The organism is Paraburkholderia sp. SSBN10T (assembly GCF_056619545.1).
The window spans coordinates 1-16,026 of the sequence record NZ_JBWQQI010000042.1; the positions used below are offsets into that span (position 1 = coordinate 1).

General features: G+C 63.8%; 13 protein-coding genes. 8 read left to right on the plus strand and 5 right to left on the minus strand.

Annotated elements, in window-relative coordinates; all coding sequences use genetic code 11:
* Positions 1-448, plus strand: a 448-nt coding sequence (locus AC1ECK_RS36080) for a hypothetical protein (RefSeq protein WP_480327988.1), incomplete at its 5' end; no start/stop codon positions are given.
* A gap of 261 nt (positions 449-709) precedes the next feature.
* On the opposite strand, the gene AC1ECK_RS36085 is transcribed toward AC1ECK_RS36080, so the two are convergent.
* The gene (locus AC1ECK_RS36085) at positions 710-1,165 is read right to left on the minus strand and encodes a hypothetical protein (protein ID WP_480327990.1); all 456 of its coding nucleotides are present in this window, start codon (positions 1,163-1,165) and stop codon (positions 710-712) included.
* A gap of 234 nt (positions 1,166-1,399) precedes the next feature.
* Between AC1ECK_RS36085 and AC1ECK_RS36090 the strand changes: the two genes are divergently transcribed.
* From AC1ECK_RS36090 to AC1ECK_RS36110, 5 genes are all read left to right on the plus strand, one after another.
* Positions 1,400-2,500 (plus strand): hypothetical protein, encoded by a 1,101-nt coding sequence (locus AC1ECK_RS36090; protein WP_480327992.1) that lies wholly within the window; start codon positions 1,400-1,402, stop codon positions 2,498-2,500.
* A 522-nt stretch (positions 2,501-3,022) separates the two neighbouring features.
* Positions 3,023-3,787: a flagellar brake protein gene (locus AC1ECK_RS36095; protein ID WP_480327994.1), complete on the plus strand. Its 765-nt coding sequence runs from the start codon at positions 3,023-3,025 to the stop codon at positions 3,785-3,787.
* A gap of 82 nt (positions 3,788-3,869) precedes the next feature.
* On the plus strand, positions 3,870-4,592 hold the full coding sequence (locus AC1ECK_RS36100) for an ABC transporter ATP-binding protein (RefSeq protein WP_480327996.1): 723 nt from the start codon (positions 3,870-3,872) through the stop codon (positions 4,590-4,592).
* Positions 4,585-7,131: an FtsX-like permease family protein gene (locus tag AC1ECK_RS36105; protein ID WP_480328024.1), complete on the plus strand. Its 2,547-nt coding sequence runs from the start codon at positions 4,585-4,587 to the stop codon at positions 7,129-7,131. The genes AC1ECK_RS36100 and AC1ECK_RS36105 overlap by 8 nt, the downstream gene beginning before the upstream one ends.
* A 137-nt stretch (positions 7,132-7,268) precedes the next feature.
* Positions 7,269-8,375 (plus strand): lipocalin-like domain-containing protein, encoded by a 1,107-nt coding sequence (locus AC1ECK_RS36110; RefSeq protein ID WP_480328026.1) that lies wholly within the window; start codon positions 7,269-7,271, stop codon positions 8,373-8,375.
* Positions 8,376-8,402: 27 nt separating this feature from the next.
* Here the strand turns inward: AC1ECK_RS36110 and AC1ECK_RS36115 are convergent, their stop codons facing one another.
* Entirely contained in the window at positions 8,403-9,368 is a 966-nt protein-coding gene (locus AC1ECK_RS36115; RefSeq protein WP_480327998.1) for a J domain-containing protein, read from the minus strand.
* Between the two features lie 262 nt (positions 9,369-9,630).
* Here AC1ECK_RS36115 and AC1ECK_RS36120 point away from each other — a divergent pair, with 262 nt between their 5' ends.
* Positions 9,631-11,574 (plus strand): putative bifunctional diguanylate cyclase/phosphodiesterase, encoded by a 1,944-nt coding sequence (locus AC1ECK_RS36120; protein WP_480328000.1) that lies wholly within the window; start codon positions 9,631-9,633, stop codon positions 11,572-11,574.
* Positions 11,575-11,904: 330 nt separating this feature from the next.
* Positions 11,905-12,192 carry a hypothetical protein gene (locus tag AC1ECK_RS36125; protein ID WP_480328002.1) on the plus strand — a complete coding sequence of 96 codons (288 nt, stop codon included), beginning with the start codon at positions 11,905-11,907 and terminating at the stop codon, positions 12,190-12,192.
* 99 nt (positions 12,193-12,291) lie between these two features.
* Here AC1ECK_RS36125 and AC1ECK_RS36130 read toward each other — a convergent pair whose 3' ends face one another.
* From AC1ECK_RS36130 to AC1ECK_RS36140, 3 genes are all read right to left on the minus strand, one after another.
* Positions 12,292-13,254: a carboxypeptidase-like regulatory domain-containing protein gene (locus AC1ECK_RS36130; protein ID WP_480328004.1), complete on the minus strand. Its 963-nt coding sequence runs from the start codon at positions 13,252-13,254 to the stop codon at positions 12,292-12,294.
* Between the two features lie 349 nt (positions 13,255-13,603).
* Positions 13,604-14,695, minus strand: coding sequence for an NAD(P)/FAD-dependent oxidoreductase (locus AC1ECK_RS36135; RefSeq protein WP_480328006.1), 1,092 nt, complete (start codon positions 14,693-14,695; stop codon positions 13,604-13,606).
* 170 nt (positions 14,696-14,865) lie between these two features.
* Positions 14,866-15,972: a porin gene (locus tag AC1ECK_RS36140; protein ID WP_480328008.1), complete on the minus strand. Its 1,107-nt coding sequence runs from the start codon at positions 15,970-15,972 to the stop codon at positions 14,866-14,868.
* Positions 15,973-16,026 lie beyond the last annotated feature (54 nt).

A 16,026-nucleotide genomic window follows, 5' to 3' on the forward strand; every position in this document is an offset into this window, starting at 1 on the left:
GCCTATTCGTCGCGACGAAGCATTGGAGGCGAGCTCTTTGAAGAAATTTATTGACGCTCACCCGACAGGATCCGACGACCGCTTTTTCCGCCTTCTGCACCGCTGGAGAGCCACGCAATTTCCCGACACTGAGGAAAGCATCTCGAGGAATCCGATGACAAATTACGGCGAACGGGACCTGGTCCGTTACGCCATGGATACCGGGTTCGCCGACATTCACATGGAATTCCACATAGACGTGGCGCCCTCGGAGGTCACCTCGTGGGATGTCCTGTTGAAAACATCGCCCTTTCCTTGGGCCCCACCCCTTGGCAAATTGCTGCTGGAACAGTTCACAGTAGAAGAACGGCAATTCTTCGAGCAGGTGTTCCGCCCACGAGTGGAGTCAGGCCAACTCTTCGGCGCCGAGCGCTTCGCATACCTGAGCGCCAGGAAACCACTTATGTGACATGGCACTTTGTAATTGCGACAGCGCTGCGGCCGACCGATCTGCGGAGCTTCCCAGTTGATCTCGCTCCAGCGCAAACCCGAAGTTCAATTATCGGCAGTCTCGTGCGTGAACACGACGCAATAAAGGCGGGTATCGATCACGGCGTAGCCAATTTAGCGCAATTCGCCGTAATCCTTACGGTCGTCGGGCGCGCACTATACAGACGACCAGTCGATAGCGTCAGCGAGGGCCAGAGAAACGCCGTGCCTGGACAGAAAACTAACGACGCAAAAAAGCTATCACCGCGAAAAGATCCAACAAGCCGATCAGGATAAGCGCTTTAGATTCGTGCCTGACAATCGGCGCCGGTAGTCGAAATTGCGAAACCAATATCAAGGTGCAAACTGCTATAACAAGCACAAGAAGGATTTTCATAATCGGGCTTCGATGCCGAGTGCCTGTTACCGTTGATCGTCGCACAGGCTGGACTGGCGGAACTACCGGCCGAGGCATGGGAGATATGGGACGATCAGGGGGGCGCCGAGGACCATTTCGTTGTTGGCTATCCCATACACCAACGGCATGCTTGACGGCTTCAGTAATCGCCTCGTCGCCAAGATTCCGGTCGATCGCCGCTTCAGCCGCCGCATAGGCCGCGCGGATCCGCTCTGGCGGCCCCTCGATCCCTTGCTGGATCCAGTTGTTCCAGATCTGTAATCGTTCATTGCGGTTCATCACAACCCTCCGGCTTGCCTTTCCGCTCCCTGGAATCGCGTGGCCTGCACCTCCCTTTTTTCACTTCTGCCTTGCGGCCGTCAGGCGCGACAGTCAGTCCTTAATTAGCAACACCATGGGAAATTGCCGGTAATTTCACTGAAACACATTTAATGCCATTTTCGTCTAATTTGTAACTGCTTTCCCGCTACGTTTTTTCGGATTTTCCAGACATCCGGATCGGAGGTGCCAGCCATGGACAAGCGCGGACATCAAGCCATCATGTATGAAGCGGCTAATCGGTTGTTTGACGTGCTAGTTCCGCCGGGCGGCCACCTAATGGGATTCGACAGAGCGCAATTTGTCGGAACGATGGTCGACCGGATTGTTTATCCGGATCGTTTTGATGGCCCGACATGGCTTCCGTGGTTTTTTGCCCCGGACGCGCAGGCATTTCACGCCTTGGCAAATCCACTTTTGTCCGGTGAGCAAAACATCGAGCGAATCTCGCACTACATCACCAGTGAACTCGACAAAGCGCGCGAATGTCACTTTAGAAATGACGTCAAGGGAGAAGCAACGCATCTTGGAAACGCGTTACACACGGTGCAAGACAGCTACAGCTTCGGGCATACCGTGCGCGACATCAACGAACTTGGGAACCCTCACGCCGCTATCACCGCGCTGTTTGTCTTTGATTCCCTCGGAATCACCAACACCCATGAATCGCGTTTCGACCAGGTCGGAGTTGTCGGTCACATCCTTGAGCGGCCAGGTGATCAGGCGGCAGCTAAAGGGAGCTTTGAGGCAATGGTGCACTTCCTGCACAGCCTGACCCTGCCATCGGCAGAGGGACACAGAGAGATTGTGAATACCATTCATTCCCTCATCCATGCACCTTCAAGCGGTCGGGTTGAGGTTGTGACCAGTTGGCACCCGAACGCAGTACATCTCTTTCACAATCTCGGAAACGCAAACAACCAATGCTGGCGCGATGAACCCGGGGGGCACAAAGCGCAGGGAGCGGCCGGTCCGGATGGCCTCTCTAGCCACCCGGCCGTTCATCCGATGGCGATGGATCAGCGTGCGGATAGTCCGCATCATCCACACACCCATCCGGCGGATTTCCATCACACCGGCGGACACGCAACGCATCATCCTACCCCCCACGCACCTGCGGAACACTCCGGAGGGCATACGGTGCATCATCACGCTGGTCATTCAGTACATCATCACCCGAACGTACATCATCATCCAGTGCACCACCATCACGACTCGGCCGCACACAACCATGGCGCCATGCATGCGCACCCAGTGCATTTCGCGGTCCACATCCATACTCCGCCTCACTTCTGAGCCCCCCGCCGGCATAGGCGTCGCTGGATATCCTCAGCGACGCTCAGGCCGGCGCCTCATCGACGGCGCTTGGCGGCCCCTTCTCAACCACTCGATCCCAAAGACCCGCAGCGTCTCTTACTGAACCTGAACGACGGCGTCCAAATAGTCTCGAAGGTCGCATCTTGGCCGAAGACAGCCCCTAGCTCGGCGAGCTGATCGATCGTCGCCACCGGCGTACCGTAGACGGATAGCACCACGTCCCAGCCGATACGGCCAACGTGGCGCGCGCGGTCCGTAACACACCCCCACGCCGTTACGTAGCGGAACTCGCACAAGCCCGTGGCGGCACTGCGCCCCGTCCCCCGCAAAACCCCGTCCCACAGGACTTCCCCCCGTTCAAAACCCGCGCCGCCGAGTGCGCCGCCCACATGGCACGTTCCCTGCGGTACAGGTTGTAGAACACGAGCGTCGACGCACCACGCCGCCAGCGCTCATGGACTAACCGGCCGGGCCAAGGCCACAACGTCTACGGATACAACCATGATCGCCGACCTCCTGAACGACGCCGAACTCACCGCATCCGCGAGCGACCTCCACCCCGAGTTCGCGCAGCAGCACCCGCTGCAAATCGCGGTCTGCCTGCGCAAGCTCGTCTCCGGCCAGGACTTCGTGACGGTGGAATTCGGTGGCCGGCAGATTGTCTCCCAGATGCTCGACGTCGATTCGCGCAACGCCCGCCTTGTCTTCGATGCAGGCAGCGTCGCCGCCGATAACCGTGCGCTGCCTGCCATGCAGCGGCTCGTCTTCCGCAGCCTGCCTGGAGGCATTCGTACTGAGTTCGTCACGGCCGCCGCCGAGCCGGTCCTCTTCGAAGGACGGCTCGCGTTCGAAGCGCCCTTCCCGGCACGCCTCTACTACGTGCAGCGGCGCGAATTCTTCCGCGTACAAACGCCGCTGCTCGAACCCTACCGCGCCACGGGGCATTACGCGGACGGCGACGCGTTCAAGGTGGAACTGCAGGACCTGTCCCTGGGCGGCGTGGCGCTGAGAACCACCGATGTCCGCTTTGGCGAGCTCGAAGCAGGCTGCGTCTTGCGTAACGTCGCCGTGCAACTCGGCGACTATGGCAGCCTCAAGCTCGACCTTGAAATCGTCGCGCCGCGTCATTCGTTCAGTGCCAGCGGCGAACGGCGCTTCGTCATGGGCTGCAAGTTTGTCACGCTGCCCGGCACGGCCGAACGCCTGCTCCAACGCGTCATCACGCAACTCGAAACCCGACGCCAGGCGCTCGCTCCGCGCGACTAGATCCAGCCGTACGGGGCGTTCAACGCGAATTGGCCGCGGCAGGTAATATGCAAGCTGCGATGCCACTCCTTTGCCCACACCGATGCTCGTTCGCGATAAATGCCTGGCCCCTGCGCTCGAATGTCGAAGACTGAGCAAAGCCTATGGAGCGGCCCGGGTGGTGCTCGCCCAGCTCGATTTCACGCTCGGCCCCGGCGAGTTTGTCGCCATCATGGGCGACTCGGGCGTCGGCAAATCCACGCTGCTCAACCTGATTGCGGGACTCGACGCGCCCGATAGCGGCGAGGTCCTGATCGACGGAACCCTCGTTTCAGGCCTCGACGATGATGCGGCCACCCGCCTGCGCCGGCAAAAGCTCGGCTTCGTCTTCCAGGCGTTCCATGTGCTGCCGCATCTGACGCTCGCGCAGAACGTCGCGCTGCCGCTGCTGCTGAACAACCTGCCGCCGGCTCATGCGCTCGACATGCTCGCGGCGGTGGGCCTCGCCGGCCGCGGCGACGACTTCCCCCGCCAGTTGTCCGGCGGCGAGCTGCAGAGAGTGGCGATTGCCCGTGCGCTCGTGCATCGCCCGCGGCTGATTCTGGCGGACGAGCCAACCGGCAACCTCGACCCCGACACCGCCCACGAAGTGCTGGCGCTGTTCCGCGCCCAGGCGCAGGCGAACGGCGCGGCGACGGTGATGGTCACGCACTCGGAGGCCGCAGCGGCGGTGGCGGACCGCGTGCTGACGCTGAGCGACGGCGGCCTGCACGCCGCCGGAAGCGGGAACGGGAGCGTGCGCCGTGTCCGTTCGTCCCATGAATGACACCGCGCCGGGCGGGCGACGGCTGGCCCGCTGGCTACTCGAAGGGGAATGGCGCAGCCAGCGCGGCCGTGCCGTCGTGGCGGTGGTGACCATCGCGCTCGGCGTGGCGCTCGGCTACGCGGTGCAGTTGATCAACAGCGCGGCGTTCAACGAATTTTCCGCAGCGGCGCGCAGCCTCTCCGGCCAGGCGGACCTGCAGGTGCGCGGCGCCCAGCCCACCTTCGACGAGTCGTGGTACCCGCGCCTCGCCGACCAGCCAGGCGTGGCGCTGGCCAGCCCCGTCCTCGAACTGGACGCCACCGTGCCGGGCCAAAATGCGCCGCTCAAGGTACTCGGCATCGACGTGTTCAAGGCCAGCCAGATCGCGCCGGACCTCGTCGGCGTGCCCGCCTCGCAAAGCCCGCTGGATACGCTCGCCGACGACACCATATTTCTTTCCCCAGCGGCCCAGCAATGGCTGAAGACCGGCATCGGCCAGCACATCGCAGTGCTGAGCGGCACGGCGAGCGTGCCGTTGCGGGTAGCGGGCGGCCTCGTCAGGACGCGGCCGGGTCAGCGCATCGCCGTGATGGACATCGCCGCGGCGCAGTGGCGCTTCGGGCGGCTCGGCAAGCTCTCGCGGGTCGATCTCGAACTCGAGCGCGGCGTCGACCGGGAGCGCTTCAGGCACGATCTGCAGGCGCGGCTTGGCAATCAATTGGTGATCTCCGAAACGCGCGACGTGGAAAACCGCACCGACCGCCTGTCGCGCGCCTATCGCATCAACATGAACGTGCTTGCGCTGGTCGCGCTATTTACCGGTGCGTTTCTGGTTTTTTCGACTCAGGCATTGAGCGTCGTGCGGCGCCGCTCGCAGCTCGCCATGCTGCGCGTGCTCGGCTTTACGCGTGGGCAGTTGCTACGGCAGATCCTGATGGAGGGTGCGCTGCTCGGCCTGCTCGGCTCGCTTGCGGGTCTCGCGCTAGGGTACGGACTGGCGAGTGCCGCGCTGAGGTTTTTCGGCAGCGATCTGGGCGGCGGATATTTCCCGGGCGTGCGACCGCAGGTCGGCTTTGAACCGCTGGCTAGCGCGATTTTTCTGCTGCTGGGCATCGCGGTTTGCGTGCTCGGCAGTCTCGCGCCGGCGCTGGAGGCAGCCCGCGCCCGTCCTGCAGCCGCGTTGAAGGCCGGTAGCGAGGAAGGCGCGCTGGCAAGGCTCGCGACGCCGTGGCCCGCGCTTGGCTGCCTCGCTTTGGCCGGCGTGCTGACTCAACTGCCGCCGGTTTTCGATGCGCCGATTCTCGGCTACCTTGCCGTCGCCCTGCTGCTGGTCGGTGGTATTGCCTTGATGCCGCGTTGCACCGCCGTCCTGTTCACGGCCATCAGCCGCTCGCGCGCCGGGCGCCGCACCGGCGCCACCAGCGCGCTGTCGCTCGCGCGGCTCGCCAATGCGCCCGGGCAAGCTTCAGTGGCGATGAGCGGCGTGCTGTCGAGCTTCGCGCTAATCGTCGCAATGGCGATCATGGTGGCGAGCTTTCGCGTGTCGGTCGACGAGTGGCTCGAACATCTGCTCTCCGCCAATCTTTACGTCCGGGTCGCGCCGAACGGCGACACCGGCGTGCTGAACCTCGACGAGCAGGCAAAAATCGCCGCGGCGGCCGGCGTCAAAAACGCCGCCTTCACCCGCACGTCGCAAGTGACGCTCGATCCCGCGCGCCCCGCCATTACCTTGCTGGCCCGCGAAATCGACGCCGCCGATCCGGGTTCCAGTCTGCAGATGTCCGGACCCGTGCTGGGCGTCGCGGCATTGCGCGGCGCAATGCCGGTGTGGGTGTCGGAGGCGATGGTCGATCTGTACGGCTATCGCCTCGGGCAGCGCGTCGAACTGCCGGTGGGTGGGCACAATCAGCCTTTCGTCGTGGCCGGCGTGTGGCGCGACTATGTCCGTCAAACCGGCGCGATCGAGTTACGGCTTGCCGACTATCGCAACCTCACGCACGATACCGGCGCGACCGATGTCGCCATCACCGTCGCGCCCGGCGCAAGCGTCGAGCAGGTCATGACCGGATTGCGCGGCTTGCCCTTCGGCGATGCGCTGCAGTTCGCGCAACCCGGCGAGATTCGCGCGCGCTCGTTGACGATTTTCGACCGCAGCTTTGCGGTCACCTATCTGCTCGAAGCGGTCGCCATTGTGATCGGCCTGTTCGGCGTGGCGGCGACGTTCTCGGCGCAAACGCTCGCCCGCTCGCGCGAGTTCGGCATGTTGCGGCACGTGGGCGTGACGCGCTTGCAGATCCTCGCCATCCTCGCCAAGGAAGGCGGCATGCTGACGGCACTCGGCATTGCGATGGGCTTCGCTTTGGGCTTCGCGATCAGCCTGATCCTCGTGTTCGTGGTCAATCCCCAGTCGTTTCATTGGAGCATGTCGCTGCATATGCCGTGGACCGTGTTGAGCCTGGTGGCTGCCGTGATGCTGGTCGCGTCCTGCGCGACGGCCGTGGTAGCGGGACGCCGGGCCGTCTCGGTCGATGCCGTGCGCGCAGTGAAGGAGGACTGGTGATGCCGTGGGCGAAAGAGCGCGGGTTCGTCGCCTGGGTCCGCATGGTCATGAGCCTGCCAGGACATATCGCAGTCCGAATGGTGTCCAGGCTACCCTCGCTAGTCTGCCTCAGCGCATTGACAATCTGCCTGCCGGCTATGGCCACGGCGCCCGAGTTCGCCCAGGTCTCACCGGGTCACCCACTGGCGTTTCCCGCAGACACCGGCGCGCACCCCGCATTTCAGACCGAATGGTGGTACGCGACGGGCTGGCTGACAACGCCGGATGGTCAGCCGCTCGGCTTCCAGATCACGTTTTTCCGCTCGGCGACCGGACACGACACGGCGGACCCGAGCGCCTTCGCCCCGACGCAACTGATCATTGCGCATGCCGCGCTGAGCGACCCGGCGTTCGGCAAACTGGTGCATGACCAGAAGATCGCACGGCAAGGCTTCGATCTGGCCTTTGCCAAACCAGGCAATACCGATGTCAAGCTGAACGCCTGGAGCATGGTGCGTGCCGCCGACGGCCGCTATACGGTGAGCGCACAAGCGGGCGAGTTCGCGCTGAATCTGTCGCTCACGCCGACGCAGCCGCCGTTGCTGCAAGGCGAGCACGGTTACTCGCAAAAGGGGCCGCTGTCGAACGAGGCGAGTTACTACTACAGCGAACCGCAACTGCGCGTCAGCGGCAGCGTGACGCGGCCCGCGCGCGCAGCGGGTGACTCGCGCAGCGCTTCGAACGGTGATTCACATGGCGCCGGTGCACCCGGAGGCGTCACCCAGGTGAACGGCATGGCATGGCTCGATCACGAATGGTCCAGCACGCTTCTGAGTCCCGACGCAGCGGGATGGGATTGGCTTGGCGCCAACCTGGCGGACGGCTCGGCGCTGATGGCCTTCAAGGTCCGTGGCCGCAATGGCGGCGCCGTCTGGGCGCATGCGGCGCTGCGTGACGCCGGTGGGCGAATCACAGCGTTCGGCCCAGCCCAGGTCGACTTCATCCCGCTGCGGACGTGGCGCTCGCCCCGCACCAACACGCTTTATCCGGTGGCCGAGACGGTGAAGACCGGTTCGGTGACATGGCAGCTCGAACCCCTGCTCGACGATCAGGAAATGGATACGCGCGATTCAACGGGCTCGGCCTATTGGGAAGGTGCGGTGACAGTGCAGCGCGCCGGTCAAAGCGTCGGGCGCGGGTATCTGGAGCTGACCGGGTATCAAAAACCGTTCGGACTTCAAAACCCGACGAAAGCGGCCCGATAGTGGCCCCCTAGCGGCCGCCGTCATCCGTCAAAGCCCCGCCAGCGTGCTCCATAAGCGCGCGCTCAAGGTGTGCGCGGCATCGTCCGAGTCCGCGTACGGCTGCGCCTGCACGGTCACCATGCGCCAGAACGACGAACCGACATGGCGCAACTCCACATGGGTTCGCGTGGACGGAAACGCAATCAGATGCCCATCGGCAGACCAGCTTTCGTGGCCGTCGATCGTCTCCCGCAGGCCGGGGGCGCCGAGCGGCATCGTCGCCGCGTTGCTATGGAGATAGGCCGGAATGTATTTGTCGAAGCCCACGTCAGGCAGATCCTCACGCGCAAAAACGACCGCCGCGCGTCCGGATAGCTCGGTAAACGTGTAGATCGCCTGCCCCTTGTCGCTTTGCGTCTCCGCTAGCTTCCAGATGCCGTCTACGTCGACGCTGGCGTGACTGACCGGGTTGGTCCAGGCGAACGAGGCGCCGGCCGGCTGTGCCGCGCCGCTCCCGGCCTGAGCCGCGGGTTGGCGATGCAAGGCATGCCAGATCCAGAACGCGCACAGAAGGAGGACGAGAATCGCGGCAAGGATCGTCTTGCGCGACAGGCCGCGTGGGTTTGAAGCGGCGTGATACGCGGCCGCCGCGTCGTATGCCGTCCGCCCGTTTCCATTAAATCCCGGTTCCTGGCGGCCCATGTCGAAGGGCCACGATTCTGCGCTAGCACTGCCGTTGCCTGCCGCAAAAGTATTCGGCACCCCGGCGGCGGACGGTCCCTGCACTTTCGGCTCGCCCTGCTCGCGCGCCGCGAGTTCGCGGTCATAAGCCGCCCTCCGGTCAGGATCGCCCAACACCCCGTAAGCCTCGTTGATGATGCGCATGATCCGCTGCGCATCCGGACTGTCGTTCTTGTCGGGGTGGTAACGCTGGCTCAAGGCCTTATAGGCGGCACGAATCACCTCAGCCGGCGCGCCGCGTGTGACCTTGAGATTGTCGTAATGGGTATGCATGTGCTTTCCATAGGGACTCGCCCCCCTTATCGACAGAATATCGGCTCAAAAACAGAATGCTTTAGGCGCGCACCTCGGTCCTCTGTGCCACGAGCCTTAAAAAAACTCACCGGCCGCACGACAACGTTTGCGCGATCGCCACCCCAGCGGACGCAGCGAAAATTTCGCTTATGTGGCGGGTAAATCATTGAAATTGCACTGAAGATGTTCCGCGAAATGCCGTTATAAGAGGGTTATGTCTCATTCCAGGCAAGGAGCGCTGATGGACTCGGTAGCTCGAATAAAGGGGATGTTTACGGTCGACGGCAGCGACCCGGAGCTAGTGCGCTCGCAGATGCAGGCGTTCGGCCGCCAGATCCCCTTGCTCTACTTCATGCTGGTGGTCAATACGATGGCCGTGGCCGTCACGCATATCGCTTGCGCGCCGGCATGGCTCGTCATCTATTGCCCGCTGGCCCTGTGCGCGGCCTGTGTGATCCGCTGCGTCCGCTGGTGGCATTTCCGGCACGTGACGCTGACCCATGAGCAGGCCGTCCCCGAACTGCGCAAGACCTTTTGGCTCGCCTGCGCCTTCGGCGTCGGCTTCACCGCCTGGTCGCTTCGTCTGTTCCACTACGGCCCGGCCTACGAGCAGGCTCAGGTCGCGTTTTACATGGCCACCACCGTGGTGGGTTGCGTGTTCTGCCTGATGCATCTGCGTGCCGCGGCGCTGGTGCTGCTGACTATCGTGATCGGTTCCTTCACGATCTTTCTGATTGTGGCAGGGCGGCCGGTTTTCATCGCGATGGCCGTGGATATGCTGTTCGTCGGCGTCGCCCTCGCCTTTGCCATCCATCTCTACTACCGTAACTTCGCAAGCCTCGTCTCGTCGAAGCGCGAGCTGCAGTTGAGCCACGCCATCGCCCAGAAACTCAGCGACGATAACTTTCGGTTGGCTAACATCGACAGCCTGACGGGCCTGCCGAACCGGCGCAGTTTCTTCTCGTCGCTGAACGCGCTCGCCGAGCAGGACACCGGCGAGACCGCCAGCTTTCACATGGGGCTGATCGATCTCGACGGCTTCAAGCAGGTCAACGACATCTACGGCCATGCGAGCGGCGACCTCGTGCTCCAGGAGGTCGGCGCGCGGCTTCTGACGCTGGCCGATCCGGCGATTTTCTTCGCGCGGCTTGGCGGCGACGAATTCGGTGTCCTCATTCAACGGCGCCTTAGCGAGAACGAACTCGACCGCCTCGGTCATACGCTCTGCGAACGGCTCAGCCGCCCTTATACGGTGGGCGGCAATACGGCCGAGCTGTCCGGCACGATCGGCTGGGCCGGTCTGCCGCCGGCCAACGTGAACGTGGCCGAGATCTTCGAGCGCGCGGACGCGGCGCTCTATGTCGGCAAGGAGAGCCGGCGCGGCACCGCTGTGGTGTTTTCCGCCGAGCACGAACACCGGGTGCGGCGCGCCAGTCTCGTCGCCCAGGAGCTGAAGGCCGCCCACCTCGACGCCGAACTGTATCTCGAGTTTCAGCCCATCTATGACGTGACCAACCGCTGCGTGGTCGGCTTCGAGGCGCTGGGCCGCTGGCGCAGTCCGAAGCTCGGCCAGGTGGGACCGGAAGAGTTCATTCGCATCGCCGAGCGCACCGACCTGATCGGCGTCGTCACCGAGGTGCTGTTGCGCAAGGCGCTCGCCGAAGCCGCCAATTGGCCGGCGCACATCTATCTGTCGTTCAACCTTTCCGCGCTCGATATTTCATCGGTGCCGCGCGCCCGGCGACTGCTGGAGATCGTGCAGGAAAGCGCCACCGAGACCGAGCGCGTGCACTTCGAAATCACCGAGACGGCAGTGACGCGCGACTTCCGGCAAGCGCGTGCATCGCTGGCGCTCATCAAGCAGATCGGCTGTCATGTCTCGCTCGACGATTTCGGCACCGGCTACTCGAGCCTGAGCTATGTACACCGGCTGCCGTTCGATACGATCAAGATCGATCGCAGCTTCGTCGCCGAAGTCGATACGGACGTGGCCTCCGGCAAGATCATCAAATCGGTGATGGACCTGTGCCGCAACCTCGGGCTCGAGTGCGTGGTGGAAGGCGTGGAGACCGAGTCGCAATGCGAGATTCTCACTTCGCTCGGCGGATGCGTGATGCAGGGCTATCTGTTCGGCAAACCCGTGCCGGCTCACGCGATGCCGTCGTTCCAGCTCAACGCGGTTTGAGGACTGCAGGATTTTGCGCCGGCGCTGAACCGCGTCCGGATACGTCCCGCGCGTTATAACCACTCAGAAAACCACCTTGGGCGCCTGCCGCTCACGAAACGCCCGCGGTACGGCCCCTGCAATTCGCTCTGCGAACTTGCACATGACCTGCCGCGTCGAAGCGATTCCAGCTCCTGGCGCGGCGCCGCTTACCTGACCATTTTGCCATCCGTGCGTCAGCATTGCGACACCATCACCCTCGTAGACTGGCATGGCGTTGTGGAGACCGAAATTCGGCGCCGTCTCGTTCAATAAGCCGAAGTCCTAACGTCCTTCCTCCAGGAGTCAATCGTGAACCGAATCGCATACATTGCAGCAGCCGTCTCGGTGATGGCTTGCGCAGCCCCCGTTTTTGCGCAGGATGTTCCGGCCACGCCTCAGCAGGGCGCCCCCGTCTCCAACGACAACGACACTGCCGGCAACGCCGCCAACAGCGGCGTCGGCATGGACACCAGCGGGCAAATGGCCGCCGGCTCGCCGGCCGGTGAAACGCGTCTCGACGTGAAGCGGCAGTTGTACAAGGCCGAGACCGACGGCCAGCTCCAGACCCTCAATCGCACCGTCTACAACGGCAATTGAGTCAATGCCCGCTGTGCACCGGGCGGCGCGTCCGGTGCACAGCGGCAAAGCAAGACAAAAAGCACGTTACGCATCATCGCGCTGCCCGCGGCGCGCCGCTCAGTTTGAGGTGCCTGTGCCCAATCTGGGCCATACCAGCGTGAATCTGACTGCGCCGCGCGCGGGAACATACAGATCGCGGCTGCGTCGTGCGCCGTCGAGGTTGGCCGTCAACCGATAGTGCCCCTGCGGAAGCCGCGCAAACAGATACGGTCCATCGGAGGTGGCATTGAACACCACCGTGCCGTCCGGTCTTGCCACCTGTACCGCCACTCCCGACAGATACTCGCCCGATCCGGTCGTGAAGGTCGCCCGCATGTTGTAACCGGACGCGAGACCCCGGAAGGCAGCGACTTCGTCCTGCCCCACTCCACCTGTCACGTAGGCAATGCCATGGTCGTGGGCGACCGGGATGTCGCCGGGCGCCGCGTTGCGCGCAGCCACGTCCTCGGCAGGCGCGCCGGGCGCCGGCAGGTTTTGCGCGGCCAGCGCCGGTGGAGGCACTGTGTGCGCGGGCGGTGCATGACTAGCGGCTTCATGGGGCGGCTCGCGCGACGCTGTCTGATGCGGTGACGGCTTGCGCTCAGGCGTCGGCCTGGCTGGAACCGGTGCCACAGGAACCGGCGCAGGCGCACTGGCCGCCGCTTGCGTTGCAGTCTGCGCCGGGCCGGCCGCACGCCGCCGGCCCGAGCCGGATTCGCAGCTCAAGCCCGGGATGCTGCCGCTCTCGTTCGCTGGATGCCCTGCGAGCACCCAGCCAGGCAAGGGCACCCCTTGTCCCTTTGCACGCGGCAGCAACGTATCGCGCAGCCGCGCGGCGACCGCGTTGCGCTCCTGAGGCGTCGACGCGCGATGCATTTGTGTACAGAAATCGGTCCGCTCGTCGTCGCTGAGCAGGTCCGACGGCACCGCCTCCGACCGCGATGGTGTCCGCTGTGCCTGCGCGCTCAAGGCCAACGCCGCGAGGCCGCACAAAAGCGCCCAGCGCATGGTCTTCGGCATAGCGGAAAACGTAGGGGACATGGCTACCTCCGGGCAATCTCGGGGAGCGCCGCGTTGGGTCGATCAGGGGAGCGTCTCTGAGCGCTTCGCTTGACTTCTTACGAGCAACAGCGGCAGGCGTGGTCTTGCGGGGATAAGCTGCGGGCGGGACAAAACCCAATCGCAGTGTAACAAAGCCGTTTAGGTCCTATGCGGCCCGCAGGCCGTGCCGGTTAGTCGATTTTAGCCATGTTCCAGTGTGCTGGAGCCGTTTGGGGCGAGTCGGGGTGATTGCGGCGGCAACTTCGCACGCTGCGTTGCGCAACGTCGCGCCCCCTTTTCTGCTACGAGACGAACGGCAGTTTCTGCCGTTCCGGTTGCCTGCCGTGTTTTATCCTGCGCTCGCCGCCACCCGCGCCGCGAGTTGGGCGTCATAGCTCGAATGCACGTGTACCCGCTTCTTCTCCGGATACGCATACGTATAGGCTTTGCGCAGCGCCAGCGACGCCTCGTGGAAGCCGGACAAGATCAGCTTTTGCTTGTTCGGATAGTTGGCGATATCGCCCACCGCGAAGATGCCTGGGCGCGAACTTTCGTAGTTCGACGTATCGACATCGACGCGCCCCGCGTGCAGGCTCAAGCCCCACCCGGCGATCGGCCCGAGGTCCGCGACGAGTCCGTACAGCGCCACCACATGCTCGGCCTCGATCTGCGTGGCGCCGCCTATCTGCCGGATCTCGAGCGATTCGAGCTTGCCGCCCGGCGCGTGCAAGCCGGCGATTGCGCCGACCATGAAGCTCATTTCGCCGGCCTCCACGGCGCGCCGCATCTTCTCGACACTCGAATCCACCGCGCTGAAACCATTGCGCCGATGCACCAGGGTCAGCTTGCTTGCCACCGAGCGCAGGGCCAGCGCCCAGTCGAGTGCGGAATCGCCGCCGCCCGCCACCACCACGTTCTTGCCGGCGAAATCCGCGAGGTTGGGCACGCTGTAGTGCACGTGCCGCCCTTCCAGCGGCACGGCTTCTTCGAGCGTGAGACGCTGCGGCGCAAACGCGCCGTTGCCGGCCGCGAGCAGGATGGCGGCCGCGTCGAACTCGAGGCCCTGGCTCGTCTTGACAGTCCAGCGGCCGTCGTCGCGCTGCTCGACGGTGTCGACGCGCTGACCGAGGTGGATCGGCACATCGAAAGGCCGGCATTGCTCCAGCAGACGCTCGACCAGATCGCGAGCGGTGCATGAGGGAATCGCGGGAATATCGTAGATCGGCTTGTCGGGATACAGCTCCGTGCATTGACCGCCCACCCGTTCGAGTGCGTCGACGATATGGCACGACAGGCCGATCACGCCTGCCTCGAACGCGGCGAACAGCCCGACCGGCCCCGCGCCGACGATCAGGACGTCGGTGCGCAAGACACCTTCGGTTTGCTGCGGCGTTGGCGGTATCTGTGTCGTATCTGGCGGCGGTGCGGCTTCGGAAGTCATTCGGCGTCCTTGAGGTTGGGCGCGCTCGAACGGAACGGTGCACGACAATGAGCACGGACCAAAGCCTCGCTGAGCACGCATGGCTTATCCACCATACAGACTCAACCGCCCCGCCGCAACGATGACACCACGAGCGGTGTGGGCAGCCCCACCCGCGCCGCTATCTGTCTTTAGAATTGATGCATGATGCCGACGTAAGCGCCCGTCTGCGATTCGCCCTGCAGCGGACTCGTGCTGGAGGTGCCTTCGCGCGGATTGGCCAGCAGGGAGAAATCGGCCTGCTTGCTGTTGTCCACGTAGGCAAGCGTGCCGTACAGGAAGGTTCGTTTGGTCAGGTTGTACGTCGTGCCGAGCGTGTACATGGTGGCGTGACCGGACGGATCGTGGGTGGCATCGCCACCGCCGTCGCCGACGTTCACGTAGAAGCCTGCGGCCGTCAAGGCCCAGGCCGTATTCACGTTATAGGTCGCACCGAGCCAGTAGTAGTTGGCGCGGTCCGCGAGTCCGGCCGGCGTATCCGGCGCCGCATAGTGCGTATAGGCGCCCTGGATCTTGATCGAGTCGAAGTGCACATTCGCGCCGACAAAGAACTCGCGCGAACTGGCGAAGATATTCGTGAACTGGCCGTTGTTGTCGCGCAGTTCGTCGTAGATGCCGCGCACGTCGAACAACGGCGAATGATACGAGAGCATCACGCCGTCCGAGCGGCCGAATTCGCCCGGCGCGCCGTTGTTGAAGCCATTCGGTTGATTGCCGAAGGCGTACTGGCCTTGCACGTCGAAGCCGGCGAATACCGGGCTGTGATATTCGATGTTGTTGCTGGTCTGCTGCCAGTTGCGCCCGCGCACCAGCGAGGCCGACGAAAACGCCTGCTGCACCATCGGGTCGAATTCCCACACGCCGTCGCTGTCGATAAACAGATTGCGGCCGGCCTGCAGCGTGCCCCACCGATCGCTTTTCAGCCCGACAAACGCCCGGCGCGAAAACATCCGGCCGCCGCTCGTCGTACCGTTGGTCGCCTGCAAACCGGTTTCCAAGGTAAAGATCGCATTGAGCCCGCCGCCCAGATCCTCATTGCCCTTGAGGCCCAGCATGCTGGTGCCCCAGTCGCCGCCTTCGGCGCTCCAGCTTGTCGCCGTGCCACCATTGGCAGTACTGACATGATTCAGGTACTGGACGCCAGCATCCAGACGCCCGTAAAGCACGACGCTGGACTGTGCATGCGCGAGCGGGCTTGCCACCAGCAAGGTGGTCATTAGTTTTGTACGTAGTCTCATTGTTGTGCCGAGTGCCATATCGTAGTTTCGCCCGCATGCATGCCTGCTTTCGCA

Coding starts and splice junctions, on each gene's coding strand:
- AC1ECK_RS36095 (WP_480327994.1), top strand. CDS start 3,023: ATGATCGCCGACCTCCTGAACGACGCCGAACTCACCGCATCCGCGAGC.
- AC1ECK_RS36140 (WP_480328008.1), bottom strand. CDS start 15,972: ATGAGACTACGTACAAAACTAATGACCACCTTGCTGGTGGCAAGCCCG.
- AC1ECK_RS36085 (WP_480327990.1), bottom strand. CDS start 1,165: ATGAACCGCAATGAACGATTACAGATCTGGAACAACTGGATCCAGCAA.
- AC1ECK_RS36115 (WP_480327998.1), bottom strand. CDS start 9,368: ATGCATACCCATTACGACAATCTCAAGGTCACACGCGGCGCGCCGGCT.
- AC1ECK_RS36130 (WP_480328004.1), bottom strand. CDS start 13,254: ATGTCCCCTACGTTTTCCGCTATGCCGAAGACCATGCGCTGGGCGCTT.
- AC1ECK_RS36120 (WP_480328000.1), top strand. CDS start 9,631: ATGGACTCGGTAGCTCGAATAAAGGGGATGTTTACGGTCGACGGCAGC.
- AC1ECK_RS36105 (WP_480328024.1), top strand. CDS start 4,585: ATGAATGACACCGCGCCGGGCGGGCGACGGCTGGCCCGCTGGCTACTC.
- AC1ECK_RS36110 (WP_480328026.1), top strand. CDS start 7,269: ATGGCCACGGCGCCCGAGTTCGCCCAGGTCTCACCGGGTCACCCACTG.
- AC1ECK_RS36090 (WP_480327992.1), top strand. CDS start 1,400: ATGGACAAGCGCGGACATCAAGCCATCATGTATGAAGCGGCTAATCGG.
- AC1ECK_RS36135 (WP_480328006.1), bottom strand. CDS start 14,695: ATGACTTCCGAAGCCGCACCGCCGCCAGATACGACACAGATACCGCCA.
- AC1ECK_RS36100 (WP_480327996.1), top strand. CDS start 3,870: ATGCTCGTTCGCGATAAATGCCTGGCCCCTGCGCTCGAATGTCGAAGA.